We start from the raw sequence: 19,673 nt of genomic DNA on the forward strand, positions 1-19,673 counted from the left end.
AGACATTCATCCTATGTAAGTGGCCATCAAGCCGTTTTTTGCCGAGATTCCCGGCCTTCCAGGGATCGAAGATATTGAGGCGATGACAGCCCCAAGACGGCATTCGCATCGACGACTACGCCATCGACATCGTCTCTCTCGGGGATTTCGAACATCGTCTGTGCCAAGGTCTTTTCAATGATCGATCGCAGACCGCGGGCGCCCACCCCACGTTCCAAGGCCGTCTGGGCAATCTGAACGACGGCGCCCTTGGTGAATTGCAGATCGACGCCATCGGCAGCGAACAATCGACGATACTGCTTTATCAGGGCATTCGATGGCTGAGTCAGGATGGCCTGCAGATCGTCCTGTGACAGCTCTCGCAGCACGCTGATGACGGGCAGACGGCCAATGAACTCCGGCAGCAGCCCGAATTCGACCAGGTCGTCGGCGCTCACTGCCTCGAGCAATTCCTGCGAGGAAGCCTCGTGAGTGTGCCATGCCGCGCCAAAGCCGCTTTCACGTCCGCCAAGACGCGCGCGGACGACATCGTCGAGGCCAACGAACGCACCCCCGCATATGAACAGGATGCCACGGGTATCGATCTGTTCGACATCCTGGTCCCGATGCTTCCTCGTGCCTTCCAATGGCACGCTGGCGATGGTTCCCTCCAGAATCTTGAGAAGGGCCTGCTGCACTCCCTCGCCGCTGACATCGCGTGTGATCGAGGTATTCTCACCCGATTTTCGTGCTATCTTGTCGATTTCGTCGATATAGATGATGCCATGCTGCGCACGTTCGACATCCCCATCCGCCGCCTGCAGCAGACGCTGCAGCACCGTCTCGACATCGTCTCCGACGTATCCGGCCTCTGTGAGCGTGGTCGCGTCAGTGATGACAAATGGCACGTTCATTGCCTTCGCGAGGGTCTGGGCCAGATATGTTTTGCCGACGCCTGTGGGACCGAGCAGAAGAATGTTTGATTTTGCGACCTCGACATCGGCCAAGGATTCCTCCTCGCCTGCAAGGGAAGACGAATCCATCAAAGCCGCTGCAAGCTCGCCCTTTGCATGCTTGGTTCTTGGACTCGAAGCGTGGTGACGCATGCCCTCAGGCTGACCTTGGATGTCAGAGGAAGCCGCGTCCTCCGACTTATGCCAATGACTGGCCGCAGCCTTCAATTCCATGTTGACGCGCTTGTAATGATTGTAGACGGCCACGGAAAGCGAACGCTTCGCCTCGTCCTGCCCGATGACATATCTATTCAGAAAGGAGAAGATCTTGCTTGGATATGGCAGTTGCAATGCATTTGCCTCGGCGTCACGCTCACGCTCATCGGAAATGATGTCCACGCACAGTCGGATGCATTCATCGCATATGGCCGAATTCGGTCCCGTGACGAGTTTATGGACCTGCCGCTCGGTCTTGCCACAGAATTCGCAGCGTGGAATATCCTCGTTGTAGCTCACGACGCGTCCCATCCATGCCTCCCTTGCAATGGCACCATAACGAGCCTAACTATACCTGCGAAGTCTGGCAGCATAATTGACTGCACGCAGTCTTCACCAATGATGTGCCTTTCCCGATTGCGGCACATGGCTGCATGTTTTTGGCACTCCGCGGTCTGCAGCAGTGTCAAGATGTCGATCGTACCCGCTGAATCAAGCCAAAGCGCAGGCTCGATACTGAGACAAGTGCCAAAAACTTGCAATCTCGACGCATTGATTGAAACGAGCAAGGCGACGTGTCGGAAAACCCAACACGTCGCCTTCGGCTCCATATGGCGTCGCAGAAGCTGAATCACAGGAGGTGAATCACAGCAGCTGCGACACAGCGAGACAGCTGGTCGAACCAGTGAATCGAACCAGCCAGTCTAATTAATCAAGCAAATAAATCAATCGACTCAATCAGCGGAACGGTTTACCAGAACCGAATCAACGATGCCGTAATCCTTCGCCTGCTCGGCAGTCAGAATCGTATCGACCTCGATGTCCTTGCGGATCTTCTCGACATCCTGGCCGGTGTGCTTGGCAAGGGTGTTCTCGAGCCATTCGCGCATGCGAAGCATCTCACGCGCATGGATTTCGATCACGGTGGCCTTGCCGAAGTCCTGCTGCATGGCGGGCTGATGAATCAGCACACGCGCATTGGGCAGGATCAGACGCTTGCCCTTGGCTCCGGCAGCCAGGAGAATCGCCGCTGCCGATGCCGCCTGACCGAGGCATACCGTCTGCACGTCTGGCTTGATGTATTGCATCGTGTCATAGATGGCAGTCATTGCAGTCATCGATCCACCAGGAGAATTGATGTAGATCATGACGTCGCGGTTTGGATCCTGGCTCTCGAGAACCAGGAGCTGTGCCATGATGTCGTCAGCGGATGTGTCGTCGACCTGAACGCCCATGAAGATGATGCGGTCGTCGAACAGTCGGGTGTATGGATCCTGACGCTTGAACCCGTATGGCGTCTTCTCCTCGAACTGCGGCAGGATATAACGATTCTGCGGCATGAAGCCTGCGACACCGCGTGCTCCGGCCAGACGCTCTGCGCGTGCCACGAAACGTGCCTCTTCGGATGCCATCGTCATGCTCCCTTCTGTGCGTTCATCGTGCCAGGCGTGGTCACGATCTTGTCGATGAAGCCGTATTCCAAGGCCTGCTCCGCAGTGAACCAGTGGTCGTATTCATTGTCCTTGTAGATTTCCTCGATGCTGTGGCCAGTCTGCTCGGCGGTCAGCTGTGAGAGCGTCTTCTTCATGTCCATGATCAGTTCGGCGTTGATGCGGACATCCGTCGTCGTTCCACCAATGCCACCTGATGGCTGGTGCATCAGCACACGCGCATGCGATGTGATGAAACGCTTGCCTTTGGTGCCGCTCGAAAGCAGGAACTGTCCCATCGACGCTGCCATGCCGACGGCGACCGTCGCGACATCCGGCTCAATGAGCTGCATCGTGTCATAGATCGCCATGCCTGCCGTGATCGAGCCACCTGGCGAATTGATGTACAGCCAGATGTCCTTCGAAGGATCCTCAGCTGCCAGCATCAGCATCTGGGCGCAGATGACATTCGCGTTGTCGTCCTTGACCTCATCACCAAGCCAGATGATGCGATCCTTCAACAGACGGTTGAAAATTGGATTTGTTGCGGTAGGAACTTCTCCTTCCGCCATAACCGGCGGACTCGCAAGGGTGTTGCTCACCGTATCTCCTTACATTTGATTACGCTTATGAGCCTACAGCCACGAAGGTACGTAGATGTGCGTTTGAGCTATGGGCTATCCCGGTTCCGCTCTCAGACCAACCGGATCGCAGCGCGCCGCAGCGTGCTGCGATGTCTTGCGGCACGCTGCGACGAATCGTGGCCTGTGAAGGCCCTCGAAGTGGATCACAGTCGAAGGAACGCTGCTCGCAGAACTGGGCAGGATGCCAAAAAGGCTGCGAAAAGGCTCCGAAATCAAGCCTTTCCAATGCACGGATTTCGGAGCCTTCAATGCCCGATGTCTCAGTCGTCGAGTCGCCGACCGATGGCTTCAGACGTCACTCTGCGGATTCTTCGCCGTCCGTCTGCGCATCAGCCTTGCTGGAAACCTGATCGGCTACGGCCGCGGCGGCGGAGGCTGCCTCGACGCTTTCGTTCTCTTCCTCCTGGGCTTCGTCACCAAGGAACTTGGTAAGGTCCAGGACCTTGCCGTCGGTATCCTTGAATGTGACCGCACGCATGCCTGCGAGCAGACCCTTGGAACGTCCGACTTCCTGAACGGCCGAGCCAAGCTGGCCATTGTTCACGATGGCGTTGATGAAGTTGTTGGGATCCATGCCATACTGCTGGGCGATCGACGACAGGAAGTTGGTGACATCCGTCTGCGAAACCTTGACGTCGAGCTGCTCGGCAAGCGCATCAAGCACCATCTGGTCGCGCAGTTCCTTCTCTACGGCCTCGTCCGCTTCCTTCTTCTGATCATCCGTGGGTTCGGCATCATTTGCCGCATTGCCCTGCGTCTGAGCGTTCTTCAGACGTTCCTCGATCATGCTGGCCTTCACGCCGGAAGGAACGGGAAGCTCAAGTCCATCCTCAAGCTGTGCGATGAACGCGTCGCGTGCCTCGGTCGCCTGACGGCCCTCGGCATCCGTCTCGCTCTGCTTGCGGACGTCGGCCTTCAGCTCCTCGAGCGTATCGAATTCAGATGCCTCCTGAGCGAAGTCATCATCGATTTCAGGCAGTTCCTCGGCCTTGACCGAGTTGACCTTGACGCTGACCTGAGCCTTCTCGCCCTGATGTTCGCCAGCTTCGAGAGTACCTTCGAAGGTGGTCTCCTCGCCTGCGGAAAGGCCATCCAATGCCTCATCCAAGCCGTCAAGCATCGTGGCGGAACCGAGTTCGTAGCTCACGCCTTCCTGCGAGTCAACGGACTTGCCGTCGATCTTCGCGTCGAGGTCGATGTTGGCATAATCGCCCTTCTTGGCTGGACGATCGACTCCGACAAGAGTGCCGAAACGCTGACGAAGCGCCTCGATGCGCTTGTCGACGTCTTCGTCGCTGACCTCTGGCTTCTGCACCTCGATGGACATGCCCTCGACAGCGGGAAGTTCGAACTTGGGACGAACCTCGACCTCCGCCGTGAACTTAAGCTTCGTGTCGTCGGTGGAAGACTGAGGAACTTCCTTGACATCGAGCTTTGGCTGATCCATCGGATGGATCTTCTTCTCGTTCAATGCCTTTGAATACAGCTCGGGAACGCCATTGTTGACAGCCTCACCTGCAACGGATGCGAACCCGACACGCTGGTCGATGATCTTCCCTGGCACATGTCCCTTGCGGAATCCAGGAATGTTGACCTGCTTGCCGATCTCCTTGCGAGCGGCATCCAGATATGGATCCAGCTCCTCTGCCTCAACGGTGACGGTGAGCCTTACCTTGGTCGGCTCGAGGTTCCTGACACTGATTTTCACGCTGCGCTCCAATTCATACGTACATTATTATGCCCGTAGGCAACCGTTACATGATAGCTCGACTTACGGACTCGTCAACCAATTCGATCTGCCAGCTACGCGCACCCTGCCTTGCGAGGAACTCGGCGACATCACGGCGTTCGGGCTCATCGGTCCAGCATAGATTTCTGAGGTACTGGGGCTTGAGAATCACATCTATCGGAGTCTGCGTATCCTGCGAGATCTGTGCGATCACGGCCTTTGCAGCCATGAGCCTGGAATAGCGCCGCGGATGCTTCTCTCGCCAGAACTTCATCGAGTGCGGTGCATTGTTCTCTTCGGACAACGCCGAAGATACAGGTGGGACCGGAAGATCCGATGGCGGCAGTTCCAGCGTCTTCTGAATGATGTCCTTCCAGTGAGCGGGCTTTATGCTGCGCTGAATCGGAGCATAGCGCTCGAACATCTTGTCCTGCTCGCCGCCCGTATGCATGCGAACGCGCTGGTTAATCGAACGGATTGCCCTAAATTCCTTGGCGTTATGCGGTTTCTGCCTTGCCGCTTCGATGATCGATGCGTCCGACAGCAGCAGCGAGGGTGCGATGTCATAGAGTCTTGCGAGTCTGTCACGTTCGGTCCATAGGGCGCGGACGATTGCAAGCCCCCAACGGTCATTGTGCAGGGAGGTTATGTGAGAGACCCTTCTCCACGGCTGAGGGTGCTGCTGGCGCTGCCTTGAACCCTTGTCAAGCAGATATGCGAATTCCTCCTCTGCCCACTCGCTCTTGCCCTGCCGTTCAAGGTCCTGCCGCATCTCCCGTTCCAGGGGAATGAGCAATTCAACGTCAAGGGCGGCATAGTTGCGCCAATCTCTCGGCAACGGGCGGTAAGACCAATCCGCAGCGGAATGTTCCTTGGCGAGAGTCAGGTCGAGATAGTGCTCGGTGACTGCGGCGAGCCCGAAATGATGCAGACCAAGCATTCTCGCGGCCATTTCCGAATCAAACAGCGCCTTCGGCTCCATGCCAAGTTCAGTGAATCCAGGCAGATCCTGCAGCGAGTCATGGATTATCCATGTCGCATCGCCTATTGCATCGTTGAAATCGGACCAGAAATCATCTTCTCTGGCAAGCGCGATCGGATCGACGAGGGCGATCCCGGATCCCTCGCGCTTGAACTGGACGAGCCAATCCTCATGACCGTAGCGAAAACCCGAAGCGCGCTCGGCATCGGCAGCGAGTGAACCGGTGCCCTGAGCGAAGCGTTCGCACATTCGTTCAAATGCATCGTGTGTGAAGATAACATCCGGTACGCCTGCACGCGGCTCAGACAATAAGCTTGGCATCTGCTCGCTCGACACTTGTATTCCACTCCCGTTCGGTAATCCCTACCATGGTCATATGGTCAGCTCAATACTATCGAAATACTAGCGAATGCACAGAACCAGCGAATCCGCATCACGCAGAGACCGGTTTACTACGATGCCATGAATCCATCTCAAAACGTCAGAAGGCATTGAGCGGACGAAGTCTCCTCGGGGCGTCAGTGAGCCGCAGAGTCCTCATATGTCATTCGACGCACCTGTTCGGTGCAGCTGGATGCCGTCAGTTCCGTTTCGCAAGGCTCACATTCGGAATGCTGCATGGCTGTCGCGCTGATCCATCAGATCGACTCCGAAGTCCAGCATGAGCTGGGACCACAGCTGCACATGATATGCCGCACTGTGATATTCCTGACTGTGAGATTCCTGGCTGTCGGATTCGCCGTTGCGAAATTCAGGGGTCCATGATGCCCGAATCTCATAGCTGTCCTGAATCTTCGATTCGTCCATGCCAAAGCTGTGATTTTCGGTCGATGAGACAGTTCCTGAAATCTGATACGCGTCCGCGTTGTGCAGCCTTTCCTGAACCGTGGTGAGCAGTGCCTGCGTCTCGGCATCGTCAAAGTCGGTCTCAAGCTTGGGCTCGCGCATATATGCGACGCACTGCCATGGCGAGCGGTCCGTCACGTCATCGGAATTAACGAAGAGAATCATGATCCAGCCGTAGAGGCTTGCCTCCGACTGCGTTCTCTTCATGCTCTCCGCCAGAAAGATCGGATATTGAATCTCGACTCCGATGCCGTAGTCCGCTATGGACGATGGGGTCGGCATCTCCGAATACGTCATTCCTGCGATTCTGGGCATCTCTCTTACAGATTCGACAGCCTGCCGTACCGCAGAGGGCACATTCGCGCCCTCGAACCGTTGGAGCATCTCGGATCGCATGCGCCTGTCCTTGCGACCGTCAACCTCCTGCGGACTGAAAGGCTTGGAGTCTGCGAATTCATTGCAGACACCTGGAAATCTGTAAATCTCAGCCATGCCTCTTAGGATAGCCGAATCAATCCGAAAAATGCGAGCATATTTGACATTTTCTTCACGTTACCAAGATTAAAGAAGAGTGAAAGAAAACATTGCAAACCCTTTGCAGCAAGGGAAAAACGTATCTAGTACACAGTAAAACCGTGTGCTTCAAACTGTTTGCGCACGCGCTCTCGCACCTGCCGCGAAGGCCCCTTCGCGTTCTCCAACGGATAGTCGATGCGCAGTTCATGCCACTTCGGACGACCCAGCTGGTGAAATCCAAGCACATCGACATGCTCCACGGCATCGCCGAACTCTTCGCAGATGCGTGCTACTCCCTCGACGTTCTCAACGGAATCCGTCAGATCCGGAACCAGGACGAAACGCACCCAGATCTTGCTTCCCAACCGTGCCAGACGCCTGCCAAAGTCAATCGTCGGCTGAAGGACTCCCCCAGTGACCTTCCTGTATGTCTCCTCGTTCCCCGACTTCACATCCAGAAGGCACAGGTCTATGTCGCGAATCATGTCATCGGTGTAGTTGCGGTTCAGGAATCCGGAGGTATCGAGGCATGTATGGACACCCATCTCCTTTGCGGCACGAAACACGCGCGAGACGAACGCGGGCTGCATCATCGACTCCCCGCCGGAGAAGGTGATGCCGCCACCGGTCGACTGGAACAGGTCCTTGTATCGTTCGACCTTGGCAATCATCGCATCGAGATACACCGGCTGCCCGTCACGCATCTTCCACGTGTCAGGGTTCTGGCAGTACTGGCATCTCAGCGGACACCCACTCATGAAGACGGTCATGCGCGTGCCCGGCCCATCGACGGACGTATTGATGTCCCAGGAATGCACGAATCCGATGTCTCCGGACTTCAAAGCATTCAGCCTGTCACGTCTGTCGAGCCCGATCGGTGATTCGAAGCCTGAAAGCCCCCCCATCAGCGTCTGGCTCTGGTATGTCTTCGACTCCTTGAGCATATGCTGCCGCGTCACATGGAACCCGCCTGGCGTCTTGACTGACGTCTTTGCTGACGTCGGAACCATCGTCGGAACTGTCGCCGGTATGCCTGCGGCCTGTGAATGTGACACGCGAGTCGCCGTTGCCTGAGACATCATTGTCCTCCTTGAATAGCGAAGGGGCGGGACTCATTGCCCCGCCCCCAAGCTATCATCTTGCGAATTATTGCGCCGTGAGCTTTCAGTCGGTTACGGAACCCTGATGGAAGGTTCTGGAAATGACATCAAGCTGCTGTTCCTTGGTGAGCTTGACGAAGTTCACCGCATAGCCTGAGACGCGAACGGTCAGATGAGGATACTTTTCCGGATTCTCGACCGCGTCCTCAAGCTGCTCCTTGCGAAGCACATTGATGTTCGCGTGATAGAGCCCGTGCCCATTGCCTGCGTCGAGGATGCCGACAAGATTGCCGATGCGCTCCTGCTCGTCACGGCCAAGTCCGTCTGGAGTGATCGTGTTCGTCAGAGAGATGCCGTCAAGCGCATCGTCGTAGTTGATCTTGCCGACCGAGAACATCGATGGGAGCATGCCATGGGAATCCATACCGTTCTCTGGGTTTGCACCAGGTGCATACGGATCGCCCTTCCTGTGTCCTGAAGGGAAGGAACCTGTGTTCTTTCCATATTCGACATTCGAGGTGATGGTGAGAATCGACTGGGTCGGAACCGCTCCACGATATACCGGCAGACGCTTGACCTGACCCATGACGGTGGACACGACCCACTTCGCAAGCTCATCCGCACGGTCATCGTCGTTGCCATAGACAGGGAACTGTCCCTCTGTCCTATAGCCGACGATCAGATCGTCCGCGGCGCCGTCGACGTGCTCGTAGCTGTCATCGTCCTTGTTGTAGACGGGATAGACCTTCGCATACTTGATCGCGGCAAGCGAATCCGCGGCGATGGAAAGTCCTGACATGCCGCAGCCGAGGGTGCGATACACTTCCTTGTCGTGCAGGGCCATCTCGATGGACTCGTAGGCGTACTTATCGTGCATGTAATGGATGATGTTCAATGCCTCGACGTAGGTTTCGCTGAGCCATTCGAGAGCCTTCTCATAGTTGGCCTTGACCTGGTCGAAATTAAGCGTTCCATCGGCCTGAGGCTTGATGGGTTCAATCACGCCTTCGTCGATGACCTGCATGCCGGTCATCTCGTCCTTGCCACCGTTGATGGCATAGAGCAGCGCCTTGGCGCTGTTGACGCGGGCTGCGAAGAACTGCATCTGCTTGCCGACGCGCATCGGAGACACACAGCATGCGATCGCCGCATCGTCGCCCCAGTGGGCGCGAATCTCCTTGTCGGACTCGTACTGAATCGCAGAGGTGTCGATGGAGATGCGTGCGCAGAAGCGCTTGTATCCCTCAGGGAGCTTGGGATCCCAGAAGATGGTGATGTTCGGTTCAGGTCCAGGTCCGAGATGCTCGAGCGTCAGCGTGTTGAGCAGACGGAACGAGGTCTTCGTGACCATCGAGCGTCCGTCATCGCCGAAGCCTGCATCCGACCAGGTCGCCCAGTAGGGATCGCCGGAGAAGATGTTGTCGTAGTCCTTGGTGCGGAGGAATCGCACGATGCGCAGCTTCATCACGATGTTGTCGATGATCTCCTGGGCGTCTGTCTCGTCGATAACGCCGTTCTTCAAGTCACGCTCGAAGTAGGTGTCGAAGAATGCGGAAAGGCGACCGATGGACATCGCAGCGCCGTCCTGGCTCTTGATCGACGCAAGGTAGCCCATGTACGTCCACTGGACTGCTTCCTGTGCGGTCTGCGCCGGTCGGCTCAGATCGAGACCATATTCGTTGCCCAGCTTGATGAGCTTCTTCAAGGCCTTGATCTGCTCGTCATGCTCTTCGCGGAAGCGGATCCAATGCTCGATCTCGGGCTCGGTGAAGTCGTTGCGGTATGGCACGGAATCCTTGTCGCGCTTCTTGAAGGCGATCAGCGTGTTCACGCCGTACAAGGCGACACGGCGGTAGTCGCCGATGATGCGGCCACGGCCGTATGCATCTGGCAGACCGGTGAGGATCTTGTTATGGCGGGCGATCTTGATGCGGCGCGTATATACGCCGAAGACGCCGTCGTTGTGGGTCTTGCGATAGCGGGTGAAGATCTTCTTGATTTCGGGATCTGGCGTCTTGCCAGCCTCAAGGATCGCCTGCTCCACCATGCGCCAGCCGCCGTTCGGCATCATGGCGCGCTTGCAGGGCGCATCCGTCTGCAGCCCGACGATAACGTCATCCTGCGTCTCGGCCGCATCCTTGCCGTCGATGTATCCTGCTGCGAAAGCGTCGACGTCTGCTGGGATATGGGTCTCTATGTCATACACGCGCTGCTTGCGCTCCACGGAAAGAATGTTGTCGTCAAGATAGTTCCAGAGGAACTTCGTTTTCTCAGTGGCTGGAGCCAGGAACGACTCGTCGCCATCGTATGGGGTGTAGTTCTTCTGAATGAAATCGCGGACGTCAATGTCCTTCTGCCAGTTTCCTGCTTTGAACGAGTCCCAAGCCTTCGCTTGCAGCTCTTCCTGTGACAAGGCTGTTGATTCAACTGCTGTCATGGTCACTCCTTGGTGATTGGTTCAGCCAACGCATCTTCACGCTGCCGGATGCATTCAATCTTAGTCAGTGCCGCTGAACGACATCTGACGAATTACTGTGATTTGAGTCACATTTCTCTTTACGCCGAGCCGAAACTAACAATTTATGATATGTATCAACAAATCGTTGCATAAAATGTTCATGCTTGATCGTTTATGAAATAAACTGTTAGCTTCGAGCTGCCGTCACCTGCCTCGAGCTGCCGACTCTTGCCTCGGACGGTCTCTCGGACGGCAGCGCTCGATTCAGTGGGAGCCGCCGCCATTCCACTCCCTGTCCTGGTCTTCCCAGCGCTTATTCCTTTGGTTGAAGATGGTCCATGCATTCATCGCATCCTCACGACTCTCGTATGGTCCCATGCGATTGGCCACCGGAGACTGCCGCCCCTGCTCTGCCTGCTTTGTAACCGTGTTGAAGTACCAGAGCTCGTCCTTGTTGCTGTCTGCCATTGCATTCCTTCCCTTGCCGAAACCACTTGCGGGCCTGAGCCCAAAATCTCGCCGGGACATCGCTCCCGAATCCTGACTGCCTATTCCCTGAACGCATTCGTGACAGGAAGGCGACGGTCACGGCCGAATGCCAAGGACGTCACCTTTGGCCCCAACGGATATTGCCGACGCTTCCATTCCGCACGGTCGACCAGTCGCATCACGGTGTCGACGGTCCGTTCGTCGAAGCCGTCGGCGAGCAGATCGGCCCTTCCATGTGCAAGCTCGATATATGCCTCAAGGACCTGATCCAGCAGAGCATATTCCGGCAGGGAATCCGAATCCCTCTGACCCGGGCGCAGTTCCGCGCTGGGAGCCTTCTCAATCGAACTCACCGGAATGGGAACCGGCTCATCGTGCGCCTCCGCATAGCCGTTTCGCCAGCGCGCAAGATCCCACACCTTGGTCTTGAGCAGATCCTTGATGGGAGCGTATCCACCGACGGCGTCCCCATAGATGGTCGAATATCCGCATGCAAGCTCTGACTTGTTCCCGGGGGCCAGGGCGAGCAGACCCTTGCTGTTCGAATACGACATGACGATGACCCCGCGGATGCGTGCCTGAATGTTCTCCTCTGCCACGGACTCAAGATGGAGCTGTTCCTGGAAGGTGTCGAAGACCCTCTCGATCGTCTCGGTTCGATAGTTCGCACCAAGATTGTCGGCCAGCAGTCGGGCATCGTCACGCGAACCCTGCGATGAATATCTGCTCGGCATGGAGATGCCCCACACATGCTCGCCTCCGCACGCGTCGGCGGCCATGGTCGCGACCAGCGCAGAGTCGATGCCTCCCGACAGTCCGACGCACACGCCTTCGAAATGGTTCTTCCTCATATAGTCGCCCAGACCGAGCACGCATGCTCGATACATCTCCTCATCCGTCCCAAGCTCGGGAACGACTGTGGACATGCCTTGGGAATCGGCATCATGCCTCAAGTTCCAGAAGCTCAGATCCTCGACGAACTGTGGCGAACGCTCCAGCATCTTGCCATCCTGACCGATGACGAAGCTTCCGCCGTCGAATACCAGGTCATCCTGGCCTCCGACCTGATTCAGGTAGATCAGCGGGGCATGGAGCTCCGAGGCGCGTCGAGCACCCAGCTCATGACGAACATGCCCCTTGCCCGCCTCATAGGGTGACCCATTGATGGTAAGAAGCACATCTATGTCTTGTCTGCCCAGCTCCGCGACCGGACCGCCATCCTGCCAGATGTCCTCGCAGATGGCGACGCCGATGCGGAACCCATCGATGTCGAGCACCAGCGAGCGTTCCCCTGAGGTGAAGATCCTGAACTCGTCAAAGACGCCATAGTTTGGCAGGAAGTGCTTGTCGTATCCGGCCCAGACGACTCCGTCATGAAGAACGACCATGCGATTCCTGGGGAGCCTGCGCTCATCGTCGGTTCCCACCGTTCCTACGATCACGAAGGCCTGCCCCAGCCCTTCCGCCTTCAAGCGAAGCGCAAGCGAATTCGCCTTGTCCCATGCGGCGTTTCGGAATGTGGCGCGGAAAGCAAGGTCCTCGATCGGATATCCTGTCAGCGTCATCTCCGGAAAGACGATGACCGTCGCATCATCGCTCACCGCGCGACGCGTGAATTCGAGCACCTTCTCACCGTTGCCATCCAAGTCTCCGACGCATGTGTCAATCTGAGCCAGTGCAAAGCGAAGCCCGTCGTTACCATTAGTCATACTCAACATCCTAACGCTATCGCATTGCGCGTTCTCCCGAGTCTCGAAGCGACTCCAGGAACCGTGGACGGCGATCATGCGTTGACTTTGCGCCTGAGCTTTCGCCGCGATCAAGGACGGCGCGCGCATCCGAAAATGGCGTCGCCACGACTCGCGACTATCTGAACATGGTGCGGGCGGCCCTCAGCATCACCCTCGGATCCTTCTCGTAATGATGAAGCGGCGTAAGCCTCGAAGATGGGATCCCGAGGAACCTGTATACGGCGATCTGGGCACAGCGAATCGAATATTGCTCCGTGAACACCATGTCGAAAGGCATCTCTGCAAATTCGCTCACAAAGGCCAGATTGCGCGAATGCCGTGGCACGACCAACGGCCTGTCCCCGACCGAGCGCTGATTGAAGAGCGCGCTGGCATAGGGCATGTGCGCAGGAACCACATTCACGACCGAATCGAGTATCCTGTCGTGATGATCCTTGATGCCTTCCGTTCTCGTATCCGCAGCAGAGAGGAAGCCAAGGCTCTCCTCAAGCATCTCGCGTCCGGTCATCTCGATGAATGGCTTGTGCACATACCTGCCGACTGCCCGTGGATACAGCGCATAGCCCCATAGCACCCCTTCGTTCTCTTTCTGGGAACGGTAATGTGGCTGGTGATGAACGACCAAGGACAGCAATTCGGGACTGTCTACGAAGGCGTTCAGAGCATTGCCTGGGTGCTGCTGGGTGATCTGTGAGATGTCGGATATGAGCAGGTGGGAGTCGGTCGTGACGGTGAAGCTCGTCCATTCGCTTTGGCTCCGATCGCCGAAGAACTTGTCTGGATGCCCAAGATCGTAGAAATGCTCAGCGGCCTGCTTCCATAGGGCTGCGCTTGGAGCATAGTTCATATCCTCAACGATGGGCGTGTCGAGATCGCCGAGCGAAGTGCTGTCGGTTATCGAGCCATTGGTATCGAACACCAGATCTTCCGGCGCGACCTCGATCGTTCCGTGCGAGCCTTCGTCGTCCGCATCCGAACGGCGAGGGCCGACAGTCCGGTATTTCAACGCGGTGACGACGATCTCGTCGCGCAGCTGCGAATCCTTGAACACGAACTCGGTGACCATTCGGTTGCCGACGAAGTGAACCCCATGCCTTTTCAGCCAGGCACGAAGTGGCAGGATCAGACTCTCATACTGGTTGAACGGCGTTCGAGTCACCCCGGCCAGGGTGTTGATGCGGCTGAATTCGAGAATCATGCGGTTCATGTAGCGACGAAGCTCCATGGCGGAGCTGTTGCGCTTGAACGCGAAGGTCGTCTCCCACATGTACCAGAAATTCGTCGTGAAGATATGCGGACTCGAGGCGAACCACTGCTCGATGCTCACATCGTTGAGCGAACGTTCCTGAGATTCAGGCATCATCATCAGCTTGGTCAGCAGCAATCGGTCAAGGGTATTGAACTGCATATGGGAGTAGTCATTGCTGTCTCCCCTGTTACGCACGCCATTCAACGAATCGATGAGCCTGCCGACGTCATGCGTGGGATGGGCATGGTCGAAGTCGAGGATCTCCTCGGTCACCGATTTACCCGGCGAATTCAGGGACTCGATGCCTGCGAACACATCCCAGAGGTTCTCATAAGTCTCCTCGTTGAGCATGCGTCCGCCACGGTTGACGTATCCGTGTGCGTTGTTGATAGAGGATACGACGAATTCGTTCTCAAAATCCTTCACCGTGCTGCCATCATTGGCACCGTGATCCTCCAGACCCATGATCGTGATGTCGCTTCCGTCCCACTTCCCATCGCGAATCAGGTATACGGCTGCCGAAAGATTCCCTATCCCCGCACCGATCATATATGCCTTGGCCATGATGATTCCCTCTTTCTTGCACCGACCGTGATTTCGACCTCTTTGGCTGGTCAGAGTCGTTCGTTCCGACTCTACTCCGGCTTGGAGGAATCCTGCGGAAAGGCGCACCCGGAGGTGGTCATGCCCGTTGCCCCTTGCATGGGATGGGTGCCTCGCGGCCTGCTCTGCCTGCTCGGCAGGCAGACCCTGCGATCACACCGTCAGCGCATGCTCGATTCTCATCGAATCAGTGGCCACGCTTCATTCTCATCACGGTAAGAGACACCGCCGATCCTGCGACGGCAAGCATCGCGGCTATCGAAACGACGAGTCCGACATTGCTGCCGGTCTTGGCTAGGCTGGCGTTCTTCCCACTGGCATCCACAACGCCCTGGCCGCTGACCGAGGCGATCGGCTGTGGCTTCTTGGCGGTCGTGGCGCTCTTCTTCGCATTCGAAGCGGTCTTTGACGACGTGCCGGAAGTCGAATTGGATGTGCCGCCCTTCGCATTCGACGTGCCGGAACCGTCATTCGTGCCGCTGCCTCCCTGGTTGCCGTCGCTGTCGTTCGTCTGCTGCCTTACGACGCTTGCAGCGCTCTGCCCGGCAGCGACGCTCTGCACCGTTCCATCCGCCGAGAGCGTTACCTTGGCGCTGTATGCGGCCGCAAGATTGATCTGGCCCCAGCCCTGCGCCGAGGATTCCAACGGATATACCCGGGTGTTTTCGGTCATGGCGAGAATCTGCTTGAGCTGGGTGTCATTCAAACCCTTGTATGCAGGAACGTTACGGAGCAGATTGATCGCAGCGCTTGGAACCTGAACGCTGGCCTTCTGGGAGGCATCGCTCTGGAATCCGTAGCTCATGCGCGCGGTATAGGCTGCCACGGCAGAGCTTGGGCTGTTGACCGGCGCGCTGACGACGTCATCCGTGAATGAATTGCTGTATTCATTGGTTGACGTCGCACCGGTCTTCCCGATGCATGCGCTCAGCGTGCTGCCGTAATTGTTTGCAGCGCATTCATCGGTGAGATAGTTCACGAGCTCGGTGCGTGCCGCCGCCTGCGAGGCGACGGTCGGATCGCTCAGGGCTGTTGCAACGCCATATTGCCCCGCGATGTGACCGCCCATGATGTCCAACGGATAGTGCACGCCGAGCACAATGCGGTTATTGCCGGCCTCTGACACGCGAGTCATGATCTGTGTGCCGAATTCAGGGAGAATCGTGGCCAATCCCGCACCTTGGGTGAAGGCGAAGGTGGTATGCCCCGAGGGGAACGAGCCTGATGCCGCAAGTCCGACGTATTGGCCTTGGTCCACATATGCCTGCACCTGTTGGATGTTCAGCGTGCTTTTCAGCTCACCCATGTTCAGCGACTCGCCCAGGTAGTTCGGACGGTCGATGTAGGGGCGAGGATATGAATAGTAGTTCTTAGCCGTCCCGGTGCTGGCAGTCGCGTTCATCGCCGAAAGAAAGGCCTTCGTCAGCGGCAGCTTGCCCCCATTGATTCCATTTTCGTAATAGGCGCCCAGGATCGGTCCGAGAGCATCATGCAGCGTCGCCTCCGAACTCATCTGAGCATCCAGCACCGCGCGCGCCTGCTGATCGTTCGTCTTGTCTGCGGTCTCGGTCGCAGCCTTGTTGTTGATTTCCTCGGTCAGCGCATCGTTGTGCTGAAGTACCTTTTCAGCCTCGTCGCTCTGCTGGACACCTTCCCCTGCTTTCCAATAATCGCTGTATTCGGAAAGAAGGTTGGTGATCGCGTCGGTTGTCGGCGCGTCAGTGGTCTGCGCCGCCTTAGCGGCGGTGGCCGGAACCAGGAGCGCAAGGAGCGCGGCAGTCGCAGTCAGATAGGTAAGCACCTTTTTCATAGTTCTCCCATTTCTTGTTTGTAAGTCACTTGCCATACCGGATTTCCCGAATTCAGCACCATCTCGGACAGCGTTCCGTCCAGGCAAGGGCGGTGCCTCCGAAGTGAATCTCGACAAGCAATTCATTTGTATGTCATCAAGAGAGCCACGATCGGCGATTCAATGCAGCGGCCATTGAGAATTCATGCAGACTTCACTCAACGCATATTCCGGCAGGGGCTGCGGTCGTGTTCGCATGGAAGACTATGAGCCATGACAAAACTCATCATGCACACCACTGCCGGTGACATCTCAATCGCACTGTTCGACGACAAGGCCCCTGAAACGGTCAAGAACTTCGTAGACCTCGCGAAGGGCACTCAGACATGGACGGATCCCATCACGGGCGAACCAAGCAACGAGCCTTTCTATGATGGCCTCACCTTCCACCGCATCATCAAGGACTTCATGATTCAGGGTGGCTGCCCACTCGGGAACGGCACGGGGGGTCCGGGATACGCCTTCGATGATGAAATCGATCCAAGCCTGCATTTCGACAAGCCATATCTGCTGGCCATGGCCAATGCCGGCCTGCGACGCGACCCCGCCTCTGGCGAAGTGCATGGAACCAACGGTTCTCAGTTCTTCATCACCACGGTCGCGACGCCATGGCTCGACGGACATCACACGATCTTCGGAGAGGTCGAGGACGATGCCTCCAGAGCCGTCGTGGATGCCCTTGACGGAATTGCGACGGATGCCAATGATGCGCCGCTCGACCCGGTTATGATAGAAGGCATCGAGATCCTCTGATATTGATGTTCCAGAGGCCTGAACGCAAGACGCGCCGAACGACTCGATGAAGGCAACGTCCTGCGATTCAGGCCTGAAGCAATTTCTCAGGTTTCCAACAAAGGGGTAGATTCCATGAGTATCATGAACGGCAACCGCAAGCTCTTCGAAGACGAGGGCAGGCCTGTTTCCATCGCGATTCTCGGTGCCGGCAACATTGCAAATGCCATGGCCCGGACGATTCAGGCCATGGGCACTGACGAACGATACGCAAATCTGGTCTCGCTCCATGCAGTCGCATCGCGAGACAGGAACCGTGCCGCCTCGTTCGCCGAACGATTCCACGTTCCAGTGCATTACGGATCCTATGAAGAGCTCGTCGAGGATGACGAGGTCGATCTGGTGTACATTGCGACACCTCACAACTTTCATGCCGAACAGGCAATCCTATGCATGAAGCACGGCAAGAATGTCCTTGTCGAAAAGTCCTTCACCGCGAACCGCGAGCAGGCCGACGCGGCTCTTGGAGTTTCGGAATCCACAGGCATGCTCTGCACCGAGGCGATATGGACACGATACATGCCTTCGCGCACCATCATCGATGATCTGCTGCTATCCAACGCCATCGGTGACGTGACGGCCGTGACGGCCAATCTGGGCTACCCGTTGACCGGAGTGAAGCGATTGGTGGATCCGGATCTGGCTGGCGGAGCATTGCTTGACGTCGGCATCTACCCACTGAACTTCATCGACATGGTCCTGGGACCGCAGCAGATTTCGTCGCTTGAGAGCAGCGCCTCGTTCTTCGAGACCGGAGTCGATGCGCAGAGCTCGACGACGCTGCATTATGCGAACGGACACATGGGAGTCGCAAGCTGCTCGATGCTTGGCATGAGCGATGCACAGGGCATCATATGGGGCAGCAAGGGATACATGATATGCAGCAACATCAATGACATCGATGGCATTGACATCTATGAGGATGGGCATCGTCATGTACGGCATATCGATATGCCGCGCCAGCTTACCGGCTATGAGTATGAAGTCGCATCGGCTGCGAATGCGATTCTCGACGGAGAGAGCCAGTGCCCTGAAATGACGCATGAGGATACATTGCGCATGGTTTCGTTGGAAGACAGCATCAGGGACATCTGGGGAATGACATACCCATTCGAGGAGTGACGCCTTCCCTTTCCATCCAAGATGCTGTCCGGTGAGTGTCGAGCTTCCTGACGCTCACCTGGTCTCTGAGTCGAATATCATGCGTCCTGAGGCGAAATGCGACAGCGCCCCCGTCTTCGCTATCGCCAGGAAGAGATACCACATCAGGATGCCGGAAATGATGGCTCCCGAGATGCAGTTGGACATGACATTGGTGATCACATAGCCGCCTGTCGGATGTAGGCCTGACTGCAGGACGAACAAGGAATACAACGACCCGCCCAGACCCGTCACCAGACCGCACAATGCCGTCGACCACGCATTCCATATGCGATAGAGCAGGATTGCAAAGACAAGCTCACTGAAGATCCCCTGAACGAGTCCGGCGACAAGCGAGCCTGAGAATCCCCATTGGTTGCCGAATGCGAGTTCAAGCAACCCGCCGATCGTCTCTGCATAGATGGCGGCGCCCGGCTTGCGAACGATGAGCATGGCAAGCGGGCCGGCAATATACCAGAATCCGCTTATTATTCCCGAAAATCCAGGAATCAGACCCTCAAGGAAGGCGGCTGGCGCGGTTACCACCAGGTCGAACATCCAGAAGACGAGACCTGATGCGACGGCAATGACCGATGCGACGGTGATGTCGATGGGACGCCATCGGGTATGCAGGATGCGCCTGGCATTTCCATGCCGATTCAGGTCTGGTGTCACGGACGCTCGTGGAACAGCCGCGTCTTCGACCGATGTCACGGTCGAGATGGAACTGTCGGTTTTCTGTTGCGTTGATGCAGACATGCACTCCTCCGATAATCTCGTCCGAACGGGCATGGTTCCTTGCGAAGCGCAGCGGGTTCAGACATAGGTATCACGAGAAGGATTACCAAGATAGGAATTGACTTCGTTCGACGGTATTAGCCGCTTCACGTTCAACGGTCGGAGACTATGTCTCCCTCTCAGCTTTCCAGCTCCCGTGTCTTGCAGCA

At 56.8% G+C, this 19,673-nt stretch carries 15 protein-coding genes and 1 riboswitch; of the genes, 2 read left to right on the forward strand and 13 right to left on the reverse strand.

The features are described from left to right. Positions 1 to 26 precede the first annotated feature (26 nt). The 12 genes from clpX to QN062_RS01910 all read right to left on the reverse strand — a co-directional run bounded on the left by clpX (position 27) and on the right by QN062_RS01910 (position 16,755). On the reverse strand, positions 27 to 1,460 hold the full coding sequence (gene clpX / locus QN062_RS01855) for an ATP-dependent Clp protease ATP-binding subunit ClpX (RefSeq protein ID WP_369341927.1): 1,434 nt from the start codon (positions 1,458 to 1,460) through the stop codon (positions 27 to 29). A gap of 422 nt (positions 1,461 to 1,882) precedes the next feature. Further along, positions 1,883 to 2,560 carry an ATP-dependent Clp protease proteolytic subunit gene (locus tag QN062_RS01860; RefSeq protein ID WP_369341928.1) on the reverse strand — a complete coding sequence of 226 codons (678 nt, stop codon included), beginning with the start codon at positions 2,558 to 2,560 and terminating at the stop codon, positions 1,883 to 1,885. 2 nt (positions 2,561 to 2,562) lie between these two features. Next, positions 2,563 to 3,180: an ATP-dependent Clp protease proteolytic subunit gene (locus tag QN062_RS01865; protein ID WP_369341929.1), complete on the reverse strand. Its 618-nt coding sequence runs from the start codon at positions 3,178 to 3,180 to the stop codon at positions 2,563 to 2,565. A gap of 337 nt (positions 3,181 to 3,517) precedes the next feature. Next, positions 3,518 to 4,930, reverse strand: coding sequence for a trigger factor (gene tig / locus QN062_RS01870; protein WP_369341930.1), 1,413 nt, complete (start codon positions 4,928 to 4,930; stop codon positions 3,518 to 3,520). A gap of 46 nt (positions 4,931 to 4,976) precedes the next feature. Next, complete coding sequence (locus QN062_RS01875) at positions 4,977 to 6,254, reverse strand: HRDC domain-containing protein (protein ID WP_369341931.1); 1,278 nt, start codon at positions 6,252 to 6,254, stop codon at positions 4,977 to 4,979. 279 nt (positions 6,255 to 6,533) lie between these two features. Continuing rightward, positions 6,534 to 7,271 (reverse strand): DUF3000 family protein, encoded by a 738-nt coding sequence (locus QN062_RS01880; RefSeq protein WP_369341932.1) that lies wholly within the window; start codon positions 7,269 to 7,271, stop codon positions 6,534 to 6,536. 125 nt (positions 7,272 to 7,396) lie between these two features. After that, positions 7,397 to 8,305: a pyruvate formate-lyase-activating protein gene (gene pflA / locus QN062_RS01885; protein WP_369342506.1), complete on the reverse strand. Its 909-nt coding sequence runs from the start codon at positions 8,303 to 8,305 to the stop codon at positions 7,397 to 7,399. Between the two features lie 154 nt (positions 8,306 to 8,459). Next, complete coding sequence (locus QN062_RS01890; RefSeq protein ID WP_369341933.1) at positions 8,460 to 10,832, reverse strand: formate acetyltransferase; 2,373 nt, start codon at positions 10,830 to 10,832, stop codon at positions 8,460 to 8,462. Between the two features lie 285 nt (positions 10,833 to 11,117). Beyond that, positions 11,118 to 11,321 carry a hypothetical protein gene (locus QN062_RS01895; RefSeq protein WP_369341934.1) on the reverse strand — a complete coding sequence of 68 codons (204 nt, stop codon included), beginning with the start codon at positions 11,319 to 11,321 and terminating at the stop codon, positions 11,118 to 11,120. Positions 11,322 to 11,401: 80 nt separating this feature from the next. After that, entirely contained in the window at positions 11,402 to 13,051 is a 1,650-nt protein-coding gene (locus QN062_RS01900; protein WP_369341935.1) for an NAD+ synthase, read from the reverse strand. A 157-nt stretch (positions 13,052 to 13,208) separates the two neighbouring features. Next, positions 13,209 to 14,906, reverse strand: coding sequence for an oleate hydratase (locus QN062_RS01905; protein WP_369341936.1), 1,698 nt, complete (start codon positions 14,904 to 14,906; stop codon positions 13,209 to 13,211). Between the two features lie 226 nt (positions 14,907 to 15,132). Then, a complete protein-coding gene (locus QN062_RS01910; RefSeq protein WP_369341937.1) occupies positions 15,133 to 16,755 on the reverse strand; it encodes a phosphatase PAP2 family protein in 1,623 nt (540 codons plus the stop codon). 252 nt (positions 16,756 to 17,007) lie between these two features. Between QN062_RS01910 and QN062_RS01915 the strand changes: the two genes are divergently transcribed. Both QN062_RS01915 and QN062_RS01920 read left to right on the forward strand, forming a co-directional pair. After that, on the forward strand, positions 17,008 to 17,547 hold the full coding sequence (locus tag QN062_RS01915; protein ID WP_369341938.1) for a peptidylprolyl isomerase: 540 nt from the start codon (positions 17,008 to 17,010) through the stop codon (positions 17,545 to 17,547). A 114-nt stretch (positions 17,548 to 17,661) separates the two neighbouring features. Then, complete coding sequence (locus tag QN062_RS01920; RefSeq protein WP_369341939.1) at positions 17,662 to 18,708, forward strand: Gfo/Idh/MocA family protein; 1,047 nt, start codon at positions 17,662 to 17,664, stop codon at positions 18,706 to 18,708. Between the two features lie 54 nt (positions 18,709 to 18,762). On the opposite strand, the gene QN062_RS01925 is transcribed toward QN062_RS01920, so the two are convergent. Then, positions 18,763 to 19,485, reverse strand: coding sequence for an ECF transporter S component (locus QN062_RS01925; protein ID WP_369341940.1), 723 nt, complete (start codon positions 19,483 to 19,485; stop codon positions 18,763 to 18,765). 85 nt (positions 19,486 to 19,570) lie between these two features. Further along, a riboswitch (TPP riboswitch) is annotated at positions 19,571 to 19,672 on the reverse strand. Position 19,673 lies beyond the last annotated feature (1 nt).

It is taken from the genome of Bifidobacterium sp. WK012_4_13, assembly GCF_041080835.1.
GTDB classification, from domain to species: Bacteria; Actinomycetota; Actinomycetes; order Actinomycetales; family Bifidobacteriaceae; genus Bombiscardovia; species Bombiscardovia fermentum.